This window comes from uncultured Shewanella sp. (assembly GCF_947501665.1).
Classification (GTDB): Bacteria; Pseudomonadota; Gammaproteobacteria; order Enterobacterales; family Shewanellaceae; genus Shewanella.
Genome location: NZ_CANMWS010000017.1, coordinates 124,997 through 141,593 on the forward strand (window position 1 = coordinate 124,997; position 16,597 = coordinate 141,593).

Here is a 16,597-nt window from a genome sequence, read left to right on the forward strand (position 1 = left end):
GAGTCATTACTACTCCGTGCCTGTGATAGAGGTTAATGGGGTGTCTTTGTCAGTACCTCGAATGATTTCAGGGATCCAAGTATGTTCTTCTACGGCGGATTTCAAAAAGAAGTCCAATGTTTTTTCAATGGTTTGCTCCATTTTTATTTGTGGCTCCCAATCCAGCAATTTTTTGGCATTGCGGATACTGGGTCTTCTGTGTTGAACATCTTGGTATCCGTCACCATAGAAGGTTTGGCTTTCGACTAAATTGTATCCTGCAAAAGGTGGGAATTGATCACGCAGTGGGTGTTGTTCAAATTTTTCAACTAATATTTCAGCCATTTGTTTAATGCTGGCTTCATTGTCTGGAGAGCCAATATTGATAATTTCTCCTTCACAGCGGGTCTGTTTGTTTTCAATAATGCGAAATAAGGCTTCAATGGCTTCTGAAATATCGGTAAAGCATCGTTTTTGTTCACCGCCGTCAATCAGCTTTATGGGGGTGCCTTCCACTAAATTTAAAATTAACTGGGTGATGGCTCGGCTAGAGCCAATACGGGCAGAATCTAAACTGTCCAGTTTAGGCCCCATCCAATTAAAGGGCCTAAAAAGGGTAAAAGATAAATTATCTTGTTTGCCGTAAGCCCAAATGATCCTATCGAGTAATTGTTTTGATGCGGAATAAATCCAGCGTTGGCGATTAATGGGCCCAGTGACCAATGAAGAGCTGTCTTCATTAAACTCTTCATCGCTACACATGCCATAAACTTCAGATGTTGAAGGGAAAATAATGCGTTTCTTGTATTTTACACATGCGCGGACCACTTTTAGATTTTCTTCAAAGTCCAGCTCAAAGACGCGTAAAGGATTACGCGTGTATTCTATGGGAGTGGCAATGGCGACTAAGGGGAGCACAATGTCGCATTTTTTGATGTGATATTCAATCCACTCGCTGTGTATGGTGATATCTCCTTCAACAAAGTGAAAGTCAGCATGGCCTAAGTATTGTTGTATTTGGCTGGAGCTCATATCCATGGCATAAATTTCATATTGACCATCATCAAGTAATCGTTTGGTGAGATGATTGCCAATAAAACCATTCGCCCCCATGATGAGGACCTTTTTTCGTTTTTTAGCGGATAATATGGCACTGGCTTGTGGGCCAAAACGCATGCCTTTGACTAAATGCAAATCATTGACTAACTGCTCACCATTGAGGTACAAGCCATTTTCCGCTTGTCCCGCTTCGATGATCAGGCCACCTTGATGGCAAGCGACGGTGAGCGGATGTGTATCGATTATGGTGCCGAGGGCGGCATCAACAATGTGATTACTGGGTCTGGCTTGCCAAATGATGACTTTATTGTCACCTAAAAAGGAAAAAGCACCAGGAAAGGGATCGGTCACTGCACGCACAAGGTTAAATAACTGAATAGGGGAATGGGCCCAGTTTATCTCGCCGTCAGCAGCTGTTCTGCGGCCATAATAACTGGCTTGGCTGTGAGCTTGTGGTGTGGCGGTGTGCGTGTTTTGCCTGATTTTAGGTAATACCTCCCGTAATAACTCGCCACTTAATTGTGTCATGCGTTGATGTAAACTGGCGGCGGTGTCACTCAGTGCAATAGGCAATGAAGCGGCTGCGATGATGTCTCCTTCATCGGGTTTATTGGTCATGGCATGTAAGGTGACTCCGGTTTGTGTTTCACCATTAATGAGCGCCCAATTAATGGGCGCACGGCCTCGGTAATGTGGCAATAATGAACCATGGAGATTAAAGCCACCTTTGGGGGCGATATCGAGAATCGTTTGGCTGAGCATATGTCTATAGTAAAAAGAAAAGAGGCAATCTGGTGCCAATGTCCGTATGCGTTCAACCCAAAGCGGATGATTCACATCTTCTGGGGCAAAAACAGGAATGTGAAAGCTGGCGGCAAGTTTAGCGACGGATTCAAAAAAAACGTGCTCATTATGGTTATCCAAATGAGTGAAAACCGCGAGAATTTCTATTCCTGCTTCTTGTAAACTTCTAATCGCGGTACAACCTATATTATGGTAAGCAAATACAACGGCTTTCATATCGCATCCTTATATAAAAGAGAAGTCACCCAACAGCTTGTGACGTCAATGTCACTAGGTGGAGTGGGGTAGATAATGAATGTTTGACTTCGTTTTTGTGGCGCTTATGTTGTGGTATTTATGGGGCGTGTTTTATGGGAAACACCGTATTGAGCTTGTCTCGAGCTTGTTGGCTGGCTTCACCGATGAGAACGTCTTGAACATAATATCGCGGCCGTGCGCGAACATCAGAATAAATGCGACCTATGTATTCACCCAACAGACCCAGACCGATAAATTGTGCGCCAATAAAAATGAATAAAATAGAAAATAAGGGGAAAATCCCATCAACTCCCCATTCACTGCCATAGAGCAGGCGCAAAAAGAGCAGGCTAAGCCCAAATAAGACGCCTAATGAGGCGATACCGCCACCGATGAGGCTTAATAATCTCAGAGGAGCAGTGGTCATACTGGTGAGTAAATCAAACATTAAATTAATTAGATTCATAAAATCATATTTAGATTTCCCCTGCGTGCGCTCATGGTGTGAGACCTCTATTTCAGTGGTATGACGGGCAAAACCATTGGCAAGGATCGGAATAAAGGTACTTCTCTCATGGCAGGCTAACATGGCTTTGACGACATGATATCGGTAGGCTCTTAACATGCAGCCGTAATCATTCATTTCAACCCCCGTGGAACGCTTGACGATTTTATTGATAATTTTTGATGGATAACGGCGAAATCGACTATCTTGCCTATTTTTTCGTATGGTGCCGACGGCATCAAAACCTTCCTCAGCTTTGGCCACTAAGTTGGGGATTTCTTCCGGTGGATTTTGTAGATCGGCATCTAAGGTAATAATAAGATCGCCTTTGACATGTTCAAAACCTGCCATTATTGCATTGTGTTGGCCATAATTACGGTTCAGTATTATGCCCACAATATGACTGTTAGGGCTAGCAGCAGCCGCTTCAATGATGTCGGCACTGTTATCCTGGCTGCCATCATCAATGAGGATAATTTCAAAGGTTTTATTCAATTGACTTGCTGCGGCAGTTGTCCGTGCAATTAACGCTGGCAAACAGGCTTGTTCGTTATAAACAGGAATAACAATGGAGATGAATTTTATGGGGGAATGATGTTTCATTTTGCTTGCTCCGAGATCTGAATGATGGCGCTGATCACCCGGTTAACATCATCAGGGATCATGTCTGGGAAAAGGGGTAAAGAGCAGATTTGTTCGCTATTTTTAAGGGTGTTGGTCAACCTGAGATCAACATCTTCAACTGAATGGTCATTCAATTCTCGATAATATTTTTGTTTATGGCAGGCTTTAAAATGGATCCCAGCGCCTATTTCATGTGTTTTGAGTGCGTGAATAAAATGGTTTCTATCCATACCAAAAACCTTTTCATTAACGCGTACAATAAACAGGTGCCAGCAATGAGTATGGGGATATTGTGGAATGTCTAAAGGCGTGATCCCTGCAATAGGAAGCAGTTTTTCTTGATACCATTTGGCTAACTGAAGACGTTTATTATTGATAGAATCAATACGTTTAAGCTGACCAATAGCCAAAGATGCACAAAGATCGGGCATATTGTATTTAAAGCCAGGCTCAATGACTTCAGCTTGGGGACTGCGCCCTTGGTTTTCTCTGTCAAAAGCATCAACACCCAAACCATGAAAACGTAAACGACGCACTCGGTCAGCAAGGGCCTTATCTTGGGTGGTCAATATACCGCCTTCTGCAGTGGTAATGTTTTTAATGGCGTGTAAGGAGAAAATACAATGCCCTGTTTGACCTATGGGTCGTCCTTTGTACTTTGTGCCTAATGCATGGGCTGCATCTTCTAAAATAGGAATATTGTATCGAGCCGATAGTGCCTCAAGCGTATCCAAGTCCAGTGGCGCACCTGCGTAATGCACAGGAATAATCAGTTTTGTTTTGTCGGTGATAAGTGGGCCGATCCGCTCGGCATCTGTCATTAAGGTATCGGGATCCACATCCACAAAAACAGGTGTGGCACCAAGCAAAGTGATCATATTAATGGTTGAGACCCAAGTTAACGACGGGGTAATGACTTCATCTCCAGGCCCGATGCCTAAGGCCAGTAAAGCTAAATGCATGCCAGCGGTTGCGCTGCTTAAGGTCACGGCATAGGTAGCGCCCGTGTATTGGGTTACTAAGTTTTCGAGCTCATGGCATTGCTGACCTGTGGTGATCCAGCCACTTCTCAGCACTTTAATAACCGCCTCAATATCATTGTCATCAATAGCGGGTCGACACAATGGCAAAAATTCTTTATTCATAAACATCCTAATCAATTGACTCGAATAAGCGCATTTCCATTGTGGGTGATGAAACTTTCCTTGTTTTGTAAATGTGAATTTAGCTTTATTTTGACGTGTTTTAAGCTTAATATTCGGCATTAACGTTATTATTTATAACATTATAAAAACTTTTTGATAACACTTTTTTCTTGATATGGACGAATTTTATGATGGAAAAAACGGATAATTCACCGCTCATCGGGGTTTTATTCCAGTAAAAACAGTGTTTCTATCTTTGAAATAATAGCTAAATCACCTGTAGTGGGGGATGAGAGCATCACTAATATAGTGAGCATTGTATGAATAGAACAGATAAAGGAGTCACTATGATAAAAGTGGTCACCAATGATGACGTTAATGGGTTAAATCAAAAGGCCTGTGAGGTGGAGCGAAAGCGAGCGCATTTGAACCTTCATGACAATGAAAATGCCAATGTCCAACGTTTGTTGATGGCCATGGAGCCTGAAACATATATTGCTCCTCATCGCCATATTGAGCCTCATAAATGGGAAATGTTGGTATTACTTACGGGAGAAATGGACTTGCTTATTTTTGATGATGATGGTCAATTATTGTCTCGTACTCCAATGAGTTTAACGTCAACACGGATAGTGCAGTTACCCGCCAAGACTTGGCATACTTTTGTTGCGAAACACGCAGGCACATTGGCATTAGAAATCAAAGAGGGACCGTATATTGCCAAAACCGATAAGGACTTTGCACCTTGGGCCCCATTGGAGCATAGCCAAGGTGTACCAGCATGTTTGGCGGCATTACGTAAATTCGCGGTTGGGGAGCATGTTAGCGACTTATTTAAGCAGAAAAGTTAAATTTACTGGCGAGACCGTTTAGCCTGTCACGAAAGCCAGTTAACATTTTGTATTGGCAGATTGTCATGACAAAGTCGTCCCCAGCTTATAATGCTCATGGGCATGAAAACTGGGGAAATAAAGTGACGATTGCATCACAGTCAATTGCTAAGCGCGGGCTTGGTTTTTCGCTTCAGTGATTTTATCTGCTTTATGTGCAGAAGGATCTGGGCTGGCGGTTTCAACTGATTGACTTTCCAATAAGGCTTTTAATTGACGGATCTCGATGGCGAGTTCATCTAGTGTGACTTTCCCCTCAGCTTTGTCTTTTTCGGCTTGAGCACGGGCATTTTCATCTTCTAACACATTGACCACAATCCCTATGACCATATTCAGAAAAGCAAAAGCGGTGAGAAAGATAAAACTTAAATAGAAAATCCAGCTAAACCCATAAACGGCCATGGTTTCATACATGACATCCGTCCAATCTTCAAAGGTCATGATCCTAAATAAGGTGAGCAAAGAGATAGAAATATCTCCCCAAAGAACGGGGTTTATTTCTGCGAAGAAGGTGGCCCCGACAGCGGCATAAATATAGAAAATGATAAACATTAACAGCAGTACATAGCCGAGCTGGGGAAGGGCTCGCAGTAAGGAGTTTAACAGTAGCCGTAACTCAGGAATGATGGATACCATTCGCAGTACTCTGAAAATACGTACTAATCGACCAATAATGGCCATTTCACCGTTTTCGATAGGAATGAGGCTAATGACGACAATCAGAGTGTCAAAGACGTTCCAGCCATTATGAAAGAAACGCTTTTTATTCTCTTCTGCCAGAAAGCGCACACAAATTTCAAACAGAAAAATCACTGTAATGGCCATGTCCATAAATTTGACCAAAATCACCAATAAGTGCGGCATATTGTAGGTTTTTGCCCCAATGAGTAATGCAGACAGAATGATAATACTGACAACAAATAGCTCAAAAATTTTATTATTACGCAAGCGAATGGACAAGGCTTGAATGTTTTTTATATCCATAAATCAACATTAAATCAAAGTAAAATTAACAAGGTGTTGATTGTAGAGGAGTTGAGGTTATTCACAAAGTAAAAAGCGTAGCAAGATGATGATAAGCATAATAAATAAACACCTTTAAGGGATTTAACCTTGTCAGTAGGACATTTGCCGTGGTTCTTTTGGTATGGAGGCTGATCCAGCGACATATTTTAAATGACGTGTGATTGTGTTTATTTTTCGGCTTATTTTTTCAGTCATTATTGACTTAGGAGGGCGATGAGCGATAGCCCAGTTGTTGATCCACTTCACACTGGACTAAACTTAATACTTTACGCAGCTGAACGGTTCATTATCGCCTTACATTACCGTCAACAAGGATGTGCTTGTGCTGAATAAGATTAATATATTATTGATTTTCAGTGTTATCTTCGCCCTGATCACGTTTTACGGTTACGCTGAAAAGCGTGCATTAATGGTGGCCGCAGAGCAGAAAAAAACCTGGTTAGTGGTCCTCAGTGCCGATCAAGGTGTGTTAATTCCCTCGAACCTAATGAATCACTATACATTAGTGTTACACGATATCGATCCCGATCTCGTCTTGTTTACCGATAGGCCCAACCGTGACACTCGGCTGGCGAAAACGGAGCAGTTTATTGAAGCCTTTGAGGCTATTTTTTCGTTATCGGCGCCCAATGCAGCCCTCATTCATACCGCTGAGCATTCTCAGCTTGAAAAGAGTCCTCAACTCGAAAAGAGTCTTCAGCGTGACAAGAGTCATCAACATGACAAGAGTCCTCAACCTGAGCTTAGGTCAACAGTGCCTTATTCTAATCGGCCTGCCATTGTGATCTTAAAGCAAGCCAAGTGGCTGAATGACAACAGTTTGCAGTTCTCCTTAGTGGCACAGCAAGGCGCTCACCCGTTAAGGCTAGGCAAGCTTGATGAGGTCAGGTTGTTTATCGATGCGGTGGACGATATTGGTATCAAAGAGGGCATAGGTGAGCTTATTTCCCCCAGAAAAGGAAATCGTTAACGGCCACTGTTGAACCGCATTTTTATTGGTATTTTTAATCTGGAATTTTATTCTGGGGATGATGGGTCGGGATATGAATAAGGTTAATGAGGACAAGCCTATGAAAAGCAGTGTCATTTTATTGTGTCTACATGTCATTTGCGTTAATGCATTGAGTGTGTCGCTATTTCCCCTAAAGGCGCAGATCCAATTGAGTCCTCTCAATAGCAAAGGGAGCTTTATTGAGGGGAAAGATAAGGTGTTAATGCCCGTCATTGAGGGCAAGGATTTGCGTGAGCATTACAGCCTCGATGAACGTGCCATCGCCTTGAGTACCATTGCGGTTACCCCAAATGGAACGCAATTTGAGGCAGTCATGTTACCAGCCACACTGACTTTGTTTGAACAAGCCATACAGTCTTTTGAAATCAGGGGATTAGATACTGAGATTTTTATTGTTCCTCATCAAATGCCTTCAAAAGAGCCGAAAAACCCAGAGACTTATTCACCTCATGTTGTGATAGGCACCGATGAGCGGTTACCTATCACAGACACTCGAGTGCGGCCACATTTGTATAATGGAAAAATCGATACGGGTTGTACGGGCACATTGATTTCACCTTTGCATGTCCTGACTGCGGGACATTGTGTGTCTGATGGTGAAGGCCAATGGTATCGCGAACTTGACTTTACGGCAGGGCAAAATGGTAACGATAAGCCATGGGAGACAATGACATGGAAAAAAGTGATGACTACAACCGCTTGGCATACACAAAGGGATTATAATTTTGATTATGCCCTTATCGTTTTAGACGATGCGCCCCACGGCGGCCATTCAGGTTGGGGGACTTATAGCGATGGCCTGCATAGCGTCACAGGTTACCCTGCCGATAAGTCTTGGCGTACCATGTGGACAGACTCTGGAGAGACATCATCTTCAACCTATCGTGTATGTTATACATTAGATACTTCAGGAGGGCAAAGCGGTAGCGGCATTAAAGATGAAAGGGGCTATGTGCGCGGCGTGCATACCACTGGTGCATTGAGCCAAAATTGTGGCACACGTTTAACCAGCACAGTGTTTACGATGTTGCAAAATTGGATGGCCGCGACGCCTTAATGGCGTTTCACCTTACAAAGATACCCGTGGAATGCAAGATAGCGTATGGTATAGCTTTATTTATCACGTTATCTGGTTAAGTCAAAATGAAAAATATGTTGATTACCTGTGCAACCAGTGGTATTGGCGCGGCAGTGGCAACGGCGCTAAGCCATGATCATCACTTGTTTGTGGCAGGCCGCAATGTGCAAAAGTTACAACACCTCACTGACCAGCTATCCTTGCAGGCAGCGGGAAGGGTTGACATGGCCCCCTTAGATTTTTTCAGTGAAAGCATCATTGATGATTGTGCTCAGGCGCTGTCACAATCAAATAGACTTGACGGTGTGGTCTTTATTTTGCCCAGAATACCGCCTTCTTCTGAGGTGTTTCCCGATGATGAAAGTTGGAAAAACTTATATCATCGCTACTTTATTTTACCTTTGAGGCTCATGAAGCAAATAGTGGAGAATCATTGCCTTAATCCTGGAGGGAAAATTGTTTTTATTTCAGGGCTCAGCTCAAAAACGGCATTGTCGCATTATGCTATGAATAATTGTTTACGTAGTGCATGGCTGGGGCAAGCAAAAACCATGGCATTGTCTTTAGCTGAGCTGCAGATCTCAGTCAATACCTTGTCTTTAGGCGGTGTGATGACAGACTCTTATACGCAAAAAATGCAGAATAAAGCCAAGGATAAAGGCATGGACTTTGATCAACTCATGGAGCAAGAAACCGCCAATATTCCCTTAAAGAAATACGCGTCTGTGGACAATGTCACCCAAGCTGTTTTGTCGTTACTGGGACCAATATCGGATCATATGACAGGGCAAAATATTTTGTTGGATGGCGGCTTTAACAAGGCTTATTAACACCACGAAGAGAGGCTTGCAAATGAAAGCAATTGCATTTTATCGTTGGATTTATCAGGTATGGGTAAAGTGTAGTGTTATTTTCACCTGCGGTAGGCTAAGGATTGTGGATCCCTATCCACACTTGCCATAAAGAGTGGGGGTTTTATTAAGCTGCGCTTAATGGAAGCAAGTATTTTAGCGTCTAGCCATTGTGGTATTAAGTTGGCTGATTTTCAGTTGTGACGTTATTGATGTCAATTGCTTGCAGCGGGCTTTTTGTGCGAATACAAATATGACACACTGCGAGTACATATATGGACACCTCACCTAATTCAAGTGATATTTTTGAGTAACAATGGGTAAAACTGCATACGTATATCCGGCCTGTTTGTGAGAAATTATTATTCTCTGGCCCTAATGAGTACCGCACCTTTGTAGCTTATCGTCCCTACGGGTTTCGCTGCTCCCGTGTTCTTTCCCAGCATTGACAAAGGTCGGTTTTACCTGTTACTTCATTACATTTTATCGCATCGCTCGGTGGGGATGACTATGTACTTTCTAATTCGCTTTATATTCTGTTTGCTTGTATAACATTGACCAGATGATCCTTGCGAGTTTATTCGCGACAGCAACCACAGCCTTATGTTTCCCTCTCCGCTCAATCAATTGTTTCGCCCAAACAGACATTTGATCTGTACTTTGTTCAACATGACGTATGATAGACCAAGCACCTTGAACAAGTAGTCGCCTTAGATAGCTATTCCCACGCTTTGTGATCCTACCTAATTTTTGTTTATCGCCACTTGAATGTTCTCGTGGCACAAGTCCTAAATTGGCGGCGAAATGACGGCCATTATGATATTGCGCACCATTACCAGCAAAGGAGACTACAGCTGTTGCTGTTATTTCAGCGACACCTTTTATTTCCATTAACCTGCCCACTTGCTCGTTCGATTTAGCCTGGTTTTTAATGTTGCTCTCTAAGCTTTTAATCGCCGCATCTAACTGTTGCCACTCTTCTAGAAGCGCTTGAAAGTACTGTCGAGCTAATTGTGTTAGACCGCTGTTAGGCTCTTCTAAAAGCTCAGGTATGGCGACTTTCAGTCGTGCTTTTCCTTGAGCAATAACAATACCATATTCATTTAGTAACCCTCTAATTTGATTAATCAAAGCGGTTCGTTGTTCTACCTTTCTTTCGCGGATCCGATGAGCCAAGATCATATCGGTTTGCTTAAGCGTTCTAGGTTGCACAAAAGTCAGGCTAAGTCTTAATGCTGCTTCACAAATCGCAAAGGCATCATTTCGATCATTTTTATTGCCTTTAACAAAGGGTTTTACATGTTGTGGCGGTATTAATCGGACTTCAAACCCTTTTGATAATAACTCTCGCCCCCAATAGTTAGAGCCACTACAGGCTTCCATGGCAATAATGCTATCTGGATATTTAAGTAAAAAATCGATAAGTTGTGAACGTCTTAACGCTCGGTTAAAAATAGACTTCCCAGCTTGGTTAATGCCACAAACTTGAAAAACATTTTTTGCCAAATCAATTCCGATTAGTGTAACTTTCATATTAGACACCTTTTGTTGGTTATTGAACACGCAAATTCAATATGGCGCAAATGACGCCGGTTTAACAAGAGGTGTCCATCCCATCATCCCTGTTTTGGAAGCTCTAAATCGTATTTACACTGATTTAAAAGCAAAAAGCAAAAAGCAAAAAGCAAAATAAAATCAGGAGGGCTGCTTTGACTTGTATTGATGAGGTCGATTAAGCAGTCTGGAAGATTATCCTGCTGCTGTTGAATAAGCTGTTAGCTCTCAAGGAGAGATTGTGGCACTACTCGTGGGATTGGATTTTCATTTTGACTTAGACTTTGATGTTAACTCTTCAAGAAGCGGAGCTCTATCTTGAAGAGTTAACATCAAAGTACGCGAACCTCATTTATGATCAACAAACAGAGATCTATGTGCAACTTCAAGAAGGGAGTCTCAAGGTCACTCTAGCTGTTGTTGGCGCTCTGTACATTGGCATTGGTCAATATGGTTCATTCCACTCTGGTATTGATTACATGATCAAAGATTCCAAATCATTGATGAGTTTGGTTACTAGGGGGCGTTGACAATTGGCTATGATTATTTGATTAAGATACAATTTTTCTCTTTGAAATTCATATGTCCCGTAAAATAATTAGCGATAAACAATGGCAACGAATTCATTCATTACTTCCAGAAAAAGTCACTGACTGTGGTATCACCGCAAAAGATAATCGTCTTTTTCTTGAAGTAGTGCTTTGGATAGTCAGGTGCGGCGCGCCTTACCAAGCGAGTTTGGTCATTGGAATAGTGTTTATATGCGTTATAGTCGCTGGTGCAAGAAAGGCATCTGGGCCAATGCTTGCCTGAAAAAGGATTGTTATGTTTTATTTAATGAGAAATATCAATATTGGATAAGTCAGAACCCTGAATGGTTTCCAAATGTATGGACTAAATAAATTCCATTTGAAGAAATAAAAAACTCAAATGATAGAGTTGAAAGTCGTATAAAACACTTAAATAGTAAAATAAATAGACTAAACAAAAGTTTAACTATTGACAACAACAAGAAAATTAGTATTGCTAGCTATTTAGAGTCAGAAATAAAAGTCGTTATTGATTTATTAATTAAATTACAAAGTAAAATTCATTCAAACATTACATATGGCATAATTGGTATGGCTATAGGTTATTATATATCTAATCATTAAAAAAGTTAGTAGTGATTTATATTTTTTAATTTCCAACCTAATTTTTTAGCTATATAACCAAACAACAAGTAAGGTGACTCATTTTCATTACGACAATCTTCTATATTTATAAAAACATTTCACATTAAAACACTTGTCGATATAACAAATAACAAGGAGTTTTTTTATCAAAATATTATTCCTAATTGTCATTCCGTTAATTTAAAAACAAATAGCTTGCTGGAAGGCAGGCTAAAAAATCGTCCTGATAGCGCTTGCTTTTTAATGAGTGTCTGGCTCGTTTATGACTATGATCAAATTTTTTTAGTATTCCTTTAATGCTTGATTTACTAGCTGTTTTTTCTGTTTCTAATGTTATTTTTGATTGAGTGTGTTTAAGTTGATAAGGCGCCTCATCGACAAGTTCTTTTAGTGTTTGATTTTCATTATGATCATAGATTGTCGGACGTCCAGTACGTTTAGAGTCATAAAGAAAAAGCGATACCCAGTTCAAACCATTGATCGAACCACAGCGATGTTTAGGATGATTTTTGAACGCTTCTTTTAGCGTGGTGAACTCATGAGGTAACAGTGCTCTAACTTGTTTCATTTATAAAAACTGATAACTCATATGCTAATGATATTTATACAAAAATTTTGATATTGATACAAGTTCTATATTATTGCTAATGTAAAAAATATCAAAGCTTAAATATTAACCTTATTGTTGGTAATTTTATACTCGGGTACTTATACATGTACTACAATTAGGTCATACTGTCCCTTACTGGTCATGAATAATAGTTGAGACCATCACATGATGAAGTGTCCCTTTAAAATAGATAAAGTCGAATTCGATACTCGTTTATGCTTCTGGAAAGATCCGGCTCTGTTTGCTTCTTGCGTCTTATTTATTTTTTTCGTTTATCCAAAATTAATTGAGGCTCCCAGATGATGCTGAAAAATAAAATAAAAACTTCGTCCTATATTCGGGCATTTTGGATAGAGTATCATTTAGATCCCTCTAGAGAGGATTATAATATTATTTTTGATCAAACGATTGAGGGAGATTTAGATTTAGTCCGATTGAGTAGGGCGATTGATCGATTTATTGCTAATAATATTTTAATGAATAGCCATCTTTTTGAAGAAGATGGAAACCTGTATTGGGTTAAGAATGCATCTACTTCTACTTTAGAACTATTTGATTCAATTGACAATAGAGTCAATTTTGCAAGTAAGCCTTTTGATTTAGAGGAAGGGCCATTATATCGGTTTGGAGCTTTTAAAGAAAGTAATCAGAAATATACTTTCATTGTTGTATTTCATCATGTATTGATTGATGGTTTATCATTCAATTGTTTTTTAGATCAGCTTTCTGATTTTTATAATAATGTTGCTGTTGGGAGGGTAGAGAATCAAGAAGAGAAAATTATAGAATTAACAAATGTGCTAGAAAAAAAAATTCAATCTAACTTTGAGGACTCTAAAAAGTTTTGGTTAGAAAAGCTTAGCAGTTGTCCGCCCAGAAACGCTCTACCTTATAATTTCTCTGAAAGTAAACCTAATTTAATTGGCGAGAAGCGTTTTATAATTAAAAAAAGTGATTATAATTCTTGGGTTAATAATATTAATACAAATATTTCTGATAATAATATTTTCATGCTTATTTGGACGGTATTAATAGCACGTTATAGTAATCAAAAGAACACGCATATTGGTTATCCTATTGCAATCAGGCAGGGAGAGGATTTGATTTATGGTGCTCATGTTAATACACTAATTTTTTCATTATATTTGGATGATGAAATAAATTTCATAGAGCTTGTTGAAGATTTTAATAATTACATAAATAATATTATTAATTATAAATATTTGCCAATTCAATATTTTATACGTGAATCACCAATTGAAAAACTTAATGTGGGGTTTGCTCAAACAAATTTCAAAGATAAAGTATTTGAATTTGATGGATGCAAATCAAGTGTAAACCATATTTTTGACATTGATGTTGCTGGGTCAGAGTTATTATTAGATTATGAAGAGAAAAAAGATTATTTTGATTTTAGGTTAAGGTATCAAGGAAAATTATTTTCATCTTCTCAGATCAGTGCTTTAGCTGAGCATTATATTAATTTTTTGAAAAAAGTTTTATGTTCCCCAGAGAAGAAATTAATATCTCATTGTTATCTTTCAATAAAAGAATATAAAAAAATAATATATCAATGGAATGAAACTGATAAAGAGTATCCTGAAAATAAAACAATCTCACAGTTATTTGAAGATCAAGTTAAGAGAACACCGAATAATATAGCATTAGTATTTGAAGGGCGGCAGCTAACATATAGTGAGTTAAATAGTATAAGTAATCAACTATCCAGATATATTAGAAGGCAATATGAAAAGCAGACAAAAACAACGATAAAACCAGATACTTTGATTGCTTTATGTGTGGATCGTAGTTTTGATACGGTTATTTCTATTCTCGCTGTGTTGAAATCTGGTGGAGCTTACGTGCCTATTGATTCAGCTTATCCAACTCAGCGTATTGAATTTATTTTGAAAGACACACAAACAAGTATGTTACTTACACAGAGCCATCTTGAGGAGAGGCTTGGTAAAATTTCGGATCATATTGGTGAAAAACCACTAGTTTTGGTAGCTATTGATGATGTGAATTATCATGATGAGCCTGTAAATAACTTATCTTTTGAAACAAAGCCTGCTGATTTAGCTTATATTATTTATACCTCAGGAACTACAGGCCATCCTAAAGGTGTGATGGTGGAGCATAAAGGCGTGGTTAACATTATTAGCTACCGTATTTATAAGTTTGGTTTTAATGATAGTGAAGTAGGAATGATTTTTGCCTCATATGTTTTTGATGGTTTTGCATCTGAACTTTTTCTGCCAATACTAAGCGGAGCAAAGATTGTTATTTTTAATAAAGAAGATGTTATTTCTGAACAAAATATTAGAAGTTTAATAGAAAAGGAAAATATTACACATGTTAATATGCCTCCTGTATTATTAGGGGCGATCAGTGATATGGAATTTAGTTCTATAAGGCGTATCGCTACTGGTGGGGAAGGATGTAATAAACATGTATTTAACTATTATAAATATATTCTTATTAATGACTATGGTCCCACGGAATCTTCTATTATATCAACTATGTTTGTTCCTGAAAAGCAACTAGAGGCAAGAGAAATAAATAATATTGGTTATCCTGTTTCAAATACAAAATTATATGTTCTAGATAGAGGTTTGCAACCAGTTCCAGTTTTTTCAATTGGGGAATTATACATAGGTGGAATAGGCGTTGCTCGTGGTTATTTAAAGAACCCAGAGTTGACTAAGAAGTTTTTTATTACGAACCTATTTGCTACGGAAGATGATAAAAATAAAGGTTATAATAGGCTATATAAAACAGGAGATCTGGTCAGATGGTTACCTAATGGCAGTTTAGAATACATGGGTCGTTTAGATGACCAAGTAAAGATAAGAGGATTTAGAATTGAATTGGAAGGTGTTAAGAGTGCCTTATTATCTATAAAAGAAATCAAAGATGCTTGTATTTTAGTAAAGGAATCAGTAGCCAATAACAATAAATTTCTTGTGGCATATTATGTTCTCAATGATTCCATTAAGTTAATAAAAAATACCTTAGATAAACAGATGATTCTCAGTGAGATGCAGAAAATACTGCCAGATTATATGCTTCCTTCCGCTTTTGTTGAAATAGATAATATTCCTTTAACTATTAATGGTAAATTAAATAAAAAATTATTACCAGATCCTGAAATTAACACTAATAACTATATTTCTCCCCGCACTGAAAAAGAAGCTCAGATTTGCACCCTCTGGCAAGAAGTCTTAGATGTAGAGAAAATAGGTGTGCATAGTGATTTTTTTGAGAATGGTGGAAATTCCATCTCTCTTATAAGGTTGGTGAGTCTAATAAATATTACTTTTGAGTGTCACTTGTCAGTAAAGGACTGTTTTGTTCACAGGACAGTTGAGCAGATGGCTGATCTAATCTCCCGCTCTCAAGGTGACTTTAAATATAAAGATTATTTAATAACGGGTTGTGATGAGTCAAAGCTCTATGATAAGTTTCCACTCACAAATGTTCAACAAGCATACTTGTATGGTCGTTCAGAATTTTTTGAAATGGGTAGAACTTCTACACATGGGTATAGTGAATTATTGTTTGATACATTAGATCATCAAAGATTAGAGCAAGCACTAAATATTTTAATACAACGTCACCCAGCATTGAGAACTATCTTCTTAGAAGATGCTCAATATATTCTAAAGTCGGTGGAGCGTTATAAGATAAGTAACCATGATGTTATTAATGATGATCAACTTTCTGAAGTTCGCCAACGCTTATCTCATAAAGTCTATGATGCTGGTCGCTTCCCTTTATTTGATTTTGAGGTGAGCCGACATAATGATCACTCTATTCTGCATATTAGTATTGATGCGTTGATCATGGACGGTACGAGCTTTGGTATTTTTATGAGAGAATTATCTCTGCTATATAATGCAAAAGACATGGTCTCAATTGAATTAGAAGAACTGCCATTTACATTTAGAGACTATATGGATAGTTATGCAAGAGTTCGGGCAAGTGATTTATTAGACAAAGCAAAAACCTATTGGTTGAATAAATTAGAAGATTATGATTTTAATAT

General features: G+C 38.9%; 13 protein-coding genes. 7 read left to right on the forward strand and 6 right to left on the reverse strand.

The window, feature by feature from the left end; all coding sequences use genetic code 11:
- Positions 1-9 precede the first annotated feature (9 nt).
- From arnA to Q0976_RS14545, 3 genes are all read right to left on the reverse strand, one after another.
- Positions 10-2,058: a bifunctional UDP-4-amino-4-deoxy-L-arabinose formyltransferase/UDP-glucuronic acid oxidase ArnA gene (gene arnA / locus Q0976_RS14535; RefSeq protein WP_299494575.1), complete on the reverse strand. Its 2,049-nt coding sequence runs from the start codon at positions 2,056-2,058 to the stop codon at positions 10-12.
- Positions 2,059-2,176: 118 nt separating this feature from the next.
- Positions 2,177-3,187 carry an undecaprenyl-phosphate 4-deoxy-4-formamido-L-arabinose transferase gene (gene arnC / locus Q0976_RS14540; protein WP_299494576.1) on the reverse strand — a complete coding sequence of 337 codons (1,011 nt, stop codon included), beginning with the start codon at positions 3,185-3,187 and terminating at the stop codon, positions 2,177-2,179.
- Positions 3,184-4,353 (reverse strand): aminotransferase class I/II-fold pyridoxal phosphate-dependent enzyme, encoded by a 1,170-nt coding sequence (locus Q0976_RS14545; protein WP_299494577.1) that lies wholly within the window; start codon positions 4,351-4,353, stop codon positions 3,184-3,186. The genes arnC and Q0976_RS14545 overlap by 4 nt, the downstream gene beginning before the upstream one ends.
- 320 nt (positions 4,354-4,673) lie before the next feature.
- Between Q0976_RS14545 and Q0976_RS14550 the strand changes: the two genes are divergently transcribed.
- Positions 4,674-5,204 (forward strand): WbuC family cupin fold metalloprotein, encoded by a 531-nt coding sequence (locus tag Q0976_RS14550; RefSeq protein WP_299494578.1) that lies wholly within the window; start codon positions 4,674-4,676, stop codon positions 5,202-5,204.
- A gap of 147 nt (positions 5,205-5,351) precedes the next feature.
- Here Q0976_RS14550 and Q0976_RS14555 read toward each other — a convergent pair whose 3' ends face one another.
- Positions 5,352-6,227 carry an ion transporter gene (locus tag Q0976_RS14555; RefSeq protein WP_299494579.1) on the reverse strand — a complete coding sequence of 292 codons (876 nt, stop codon included), beginning with the start codon at positions 6,225-6,227 and terminating at the stop codon, positions 5,352-5,354.
- A gap of 364 nt (positions 6,228-6,591) precedes the next feature.
- On the opposite strand from Q0976_RS14555, the gene Q0976_RS14560 reads away from it, so the two are divergent.
- From Q0976_RS14560 to Q0976_RS14570, 3 genes are all read left to right on the forward strand, one after another.
- Positions 6,592-7,239 carry a hypothetical protein gene (locus Q0976_RS14560; protein WP_299494580.1) on the forward strand — a complete coding sequence of 216 codons (648 nt, stop codon included), beginning with the start codon at positions 6,592-6,594 and terminating at the stop codon, positions 7,237-7,239.
- A gap of 73 nt (positions 7,240-7,312) precedes the next feature.
- Positions 7,313-8,338, forward strand: coding sequence for a trypsin-like peptidase domain-containing protein (locus tag Q0976_RS14565; RefSeq protein WP_299494581.1), 1,026 nt, complete (start codon positions 7,313-7,315; stop codon positions 8,336-8,338).
- Positions 8,339-8,424: 86 nt separating this feature from the next.
- On the forward strand, positions 8,425-9,189 hold the full coding sequence (locus tag Q0976_RS14570) for an SDR family oxidoreductase (protein ID WP_299494582.1): 765 nt from the start codon (positions 8,425-8,427) through the stop codon (positions 9,187-9,189).
- A 540-nt stretch (positions 9,190-9,729) separates the two neighbouring features.
- Here Q0976_RS14570 and Q0976_RS14575 read toward each other — a convergent pair.
- Positions 9,730-10,743 carry an IS110 family transposase gene (locus Q0976_RS14575; RefSeq protein WP_299494583.1) on the reverse strand — a complete coding sequence of 338 codons (1,014 nt, stop codon included), beginning with the start codon at positions 10,741-10,743 and terminating at the stop codon, positions 9,730-9,732.
- Positions 10,744-11,051: 308 nt separating this feature from the next.
- Here Q0976_RS14575 and Q0976_RS14580 point away from each other — a divergent pair, with 308 nt between their 5' ends.
- Positions 11,052-11,294: a hypothetical protein gene (locus Q0976_RS14580; RefSeq protein WP_299494584.1), complete on the forward strand. Its 243-nt coding sequence runs from the start codon at positions 11,052-11,054 to the stop codon at positions 11,292-11,294.
- Positions 11,295-11,346: 52 nt separating this feature from the next.
- Positions 11,347-11,577 carry a transposase gene (locus Q0976_RS14585; RefSeq protein WP_299494585.1) on the forward strand — a complete coding sequence of 77 codons (231 nt, stop codon included), beginning with the start codon at positions 11,347-11,349 and terminating at the stop codon, positions 11,575-11,577.
- Between the two features lie 537 nt (positions 11,578-12,114).
- Here Q0976_RS14585 and Q0976_RS14590 read toward each other — a convergent pair.
- A complete protein-coding gene (locus Q0976_RS14590) occupies positions 12,115-12,507 on the reverse strand; it encodes a hypothetical protein (protein WP_299494586.1) in 393 nt (130 codons plus the stop codon).
- A 341-nt stretch (positions 12,508-12,848) separates the two neighbouring features.
- Here Q0976_RS14590 and Q0976_RS14595 point away from each other — a divergent pair.
- On the forward strand, positions 12,849-16,597 hold a 3,749-nt coding region (locus Q0976_RS14595; RefSeq protein ID WP_299494587.1), incomplete at its 3' end, for an amino acid adenylation domain-containing protein.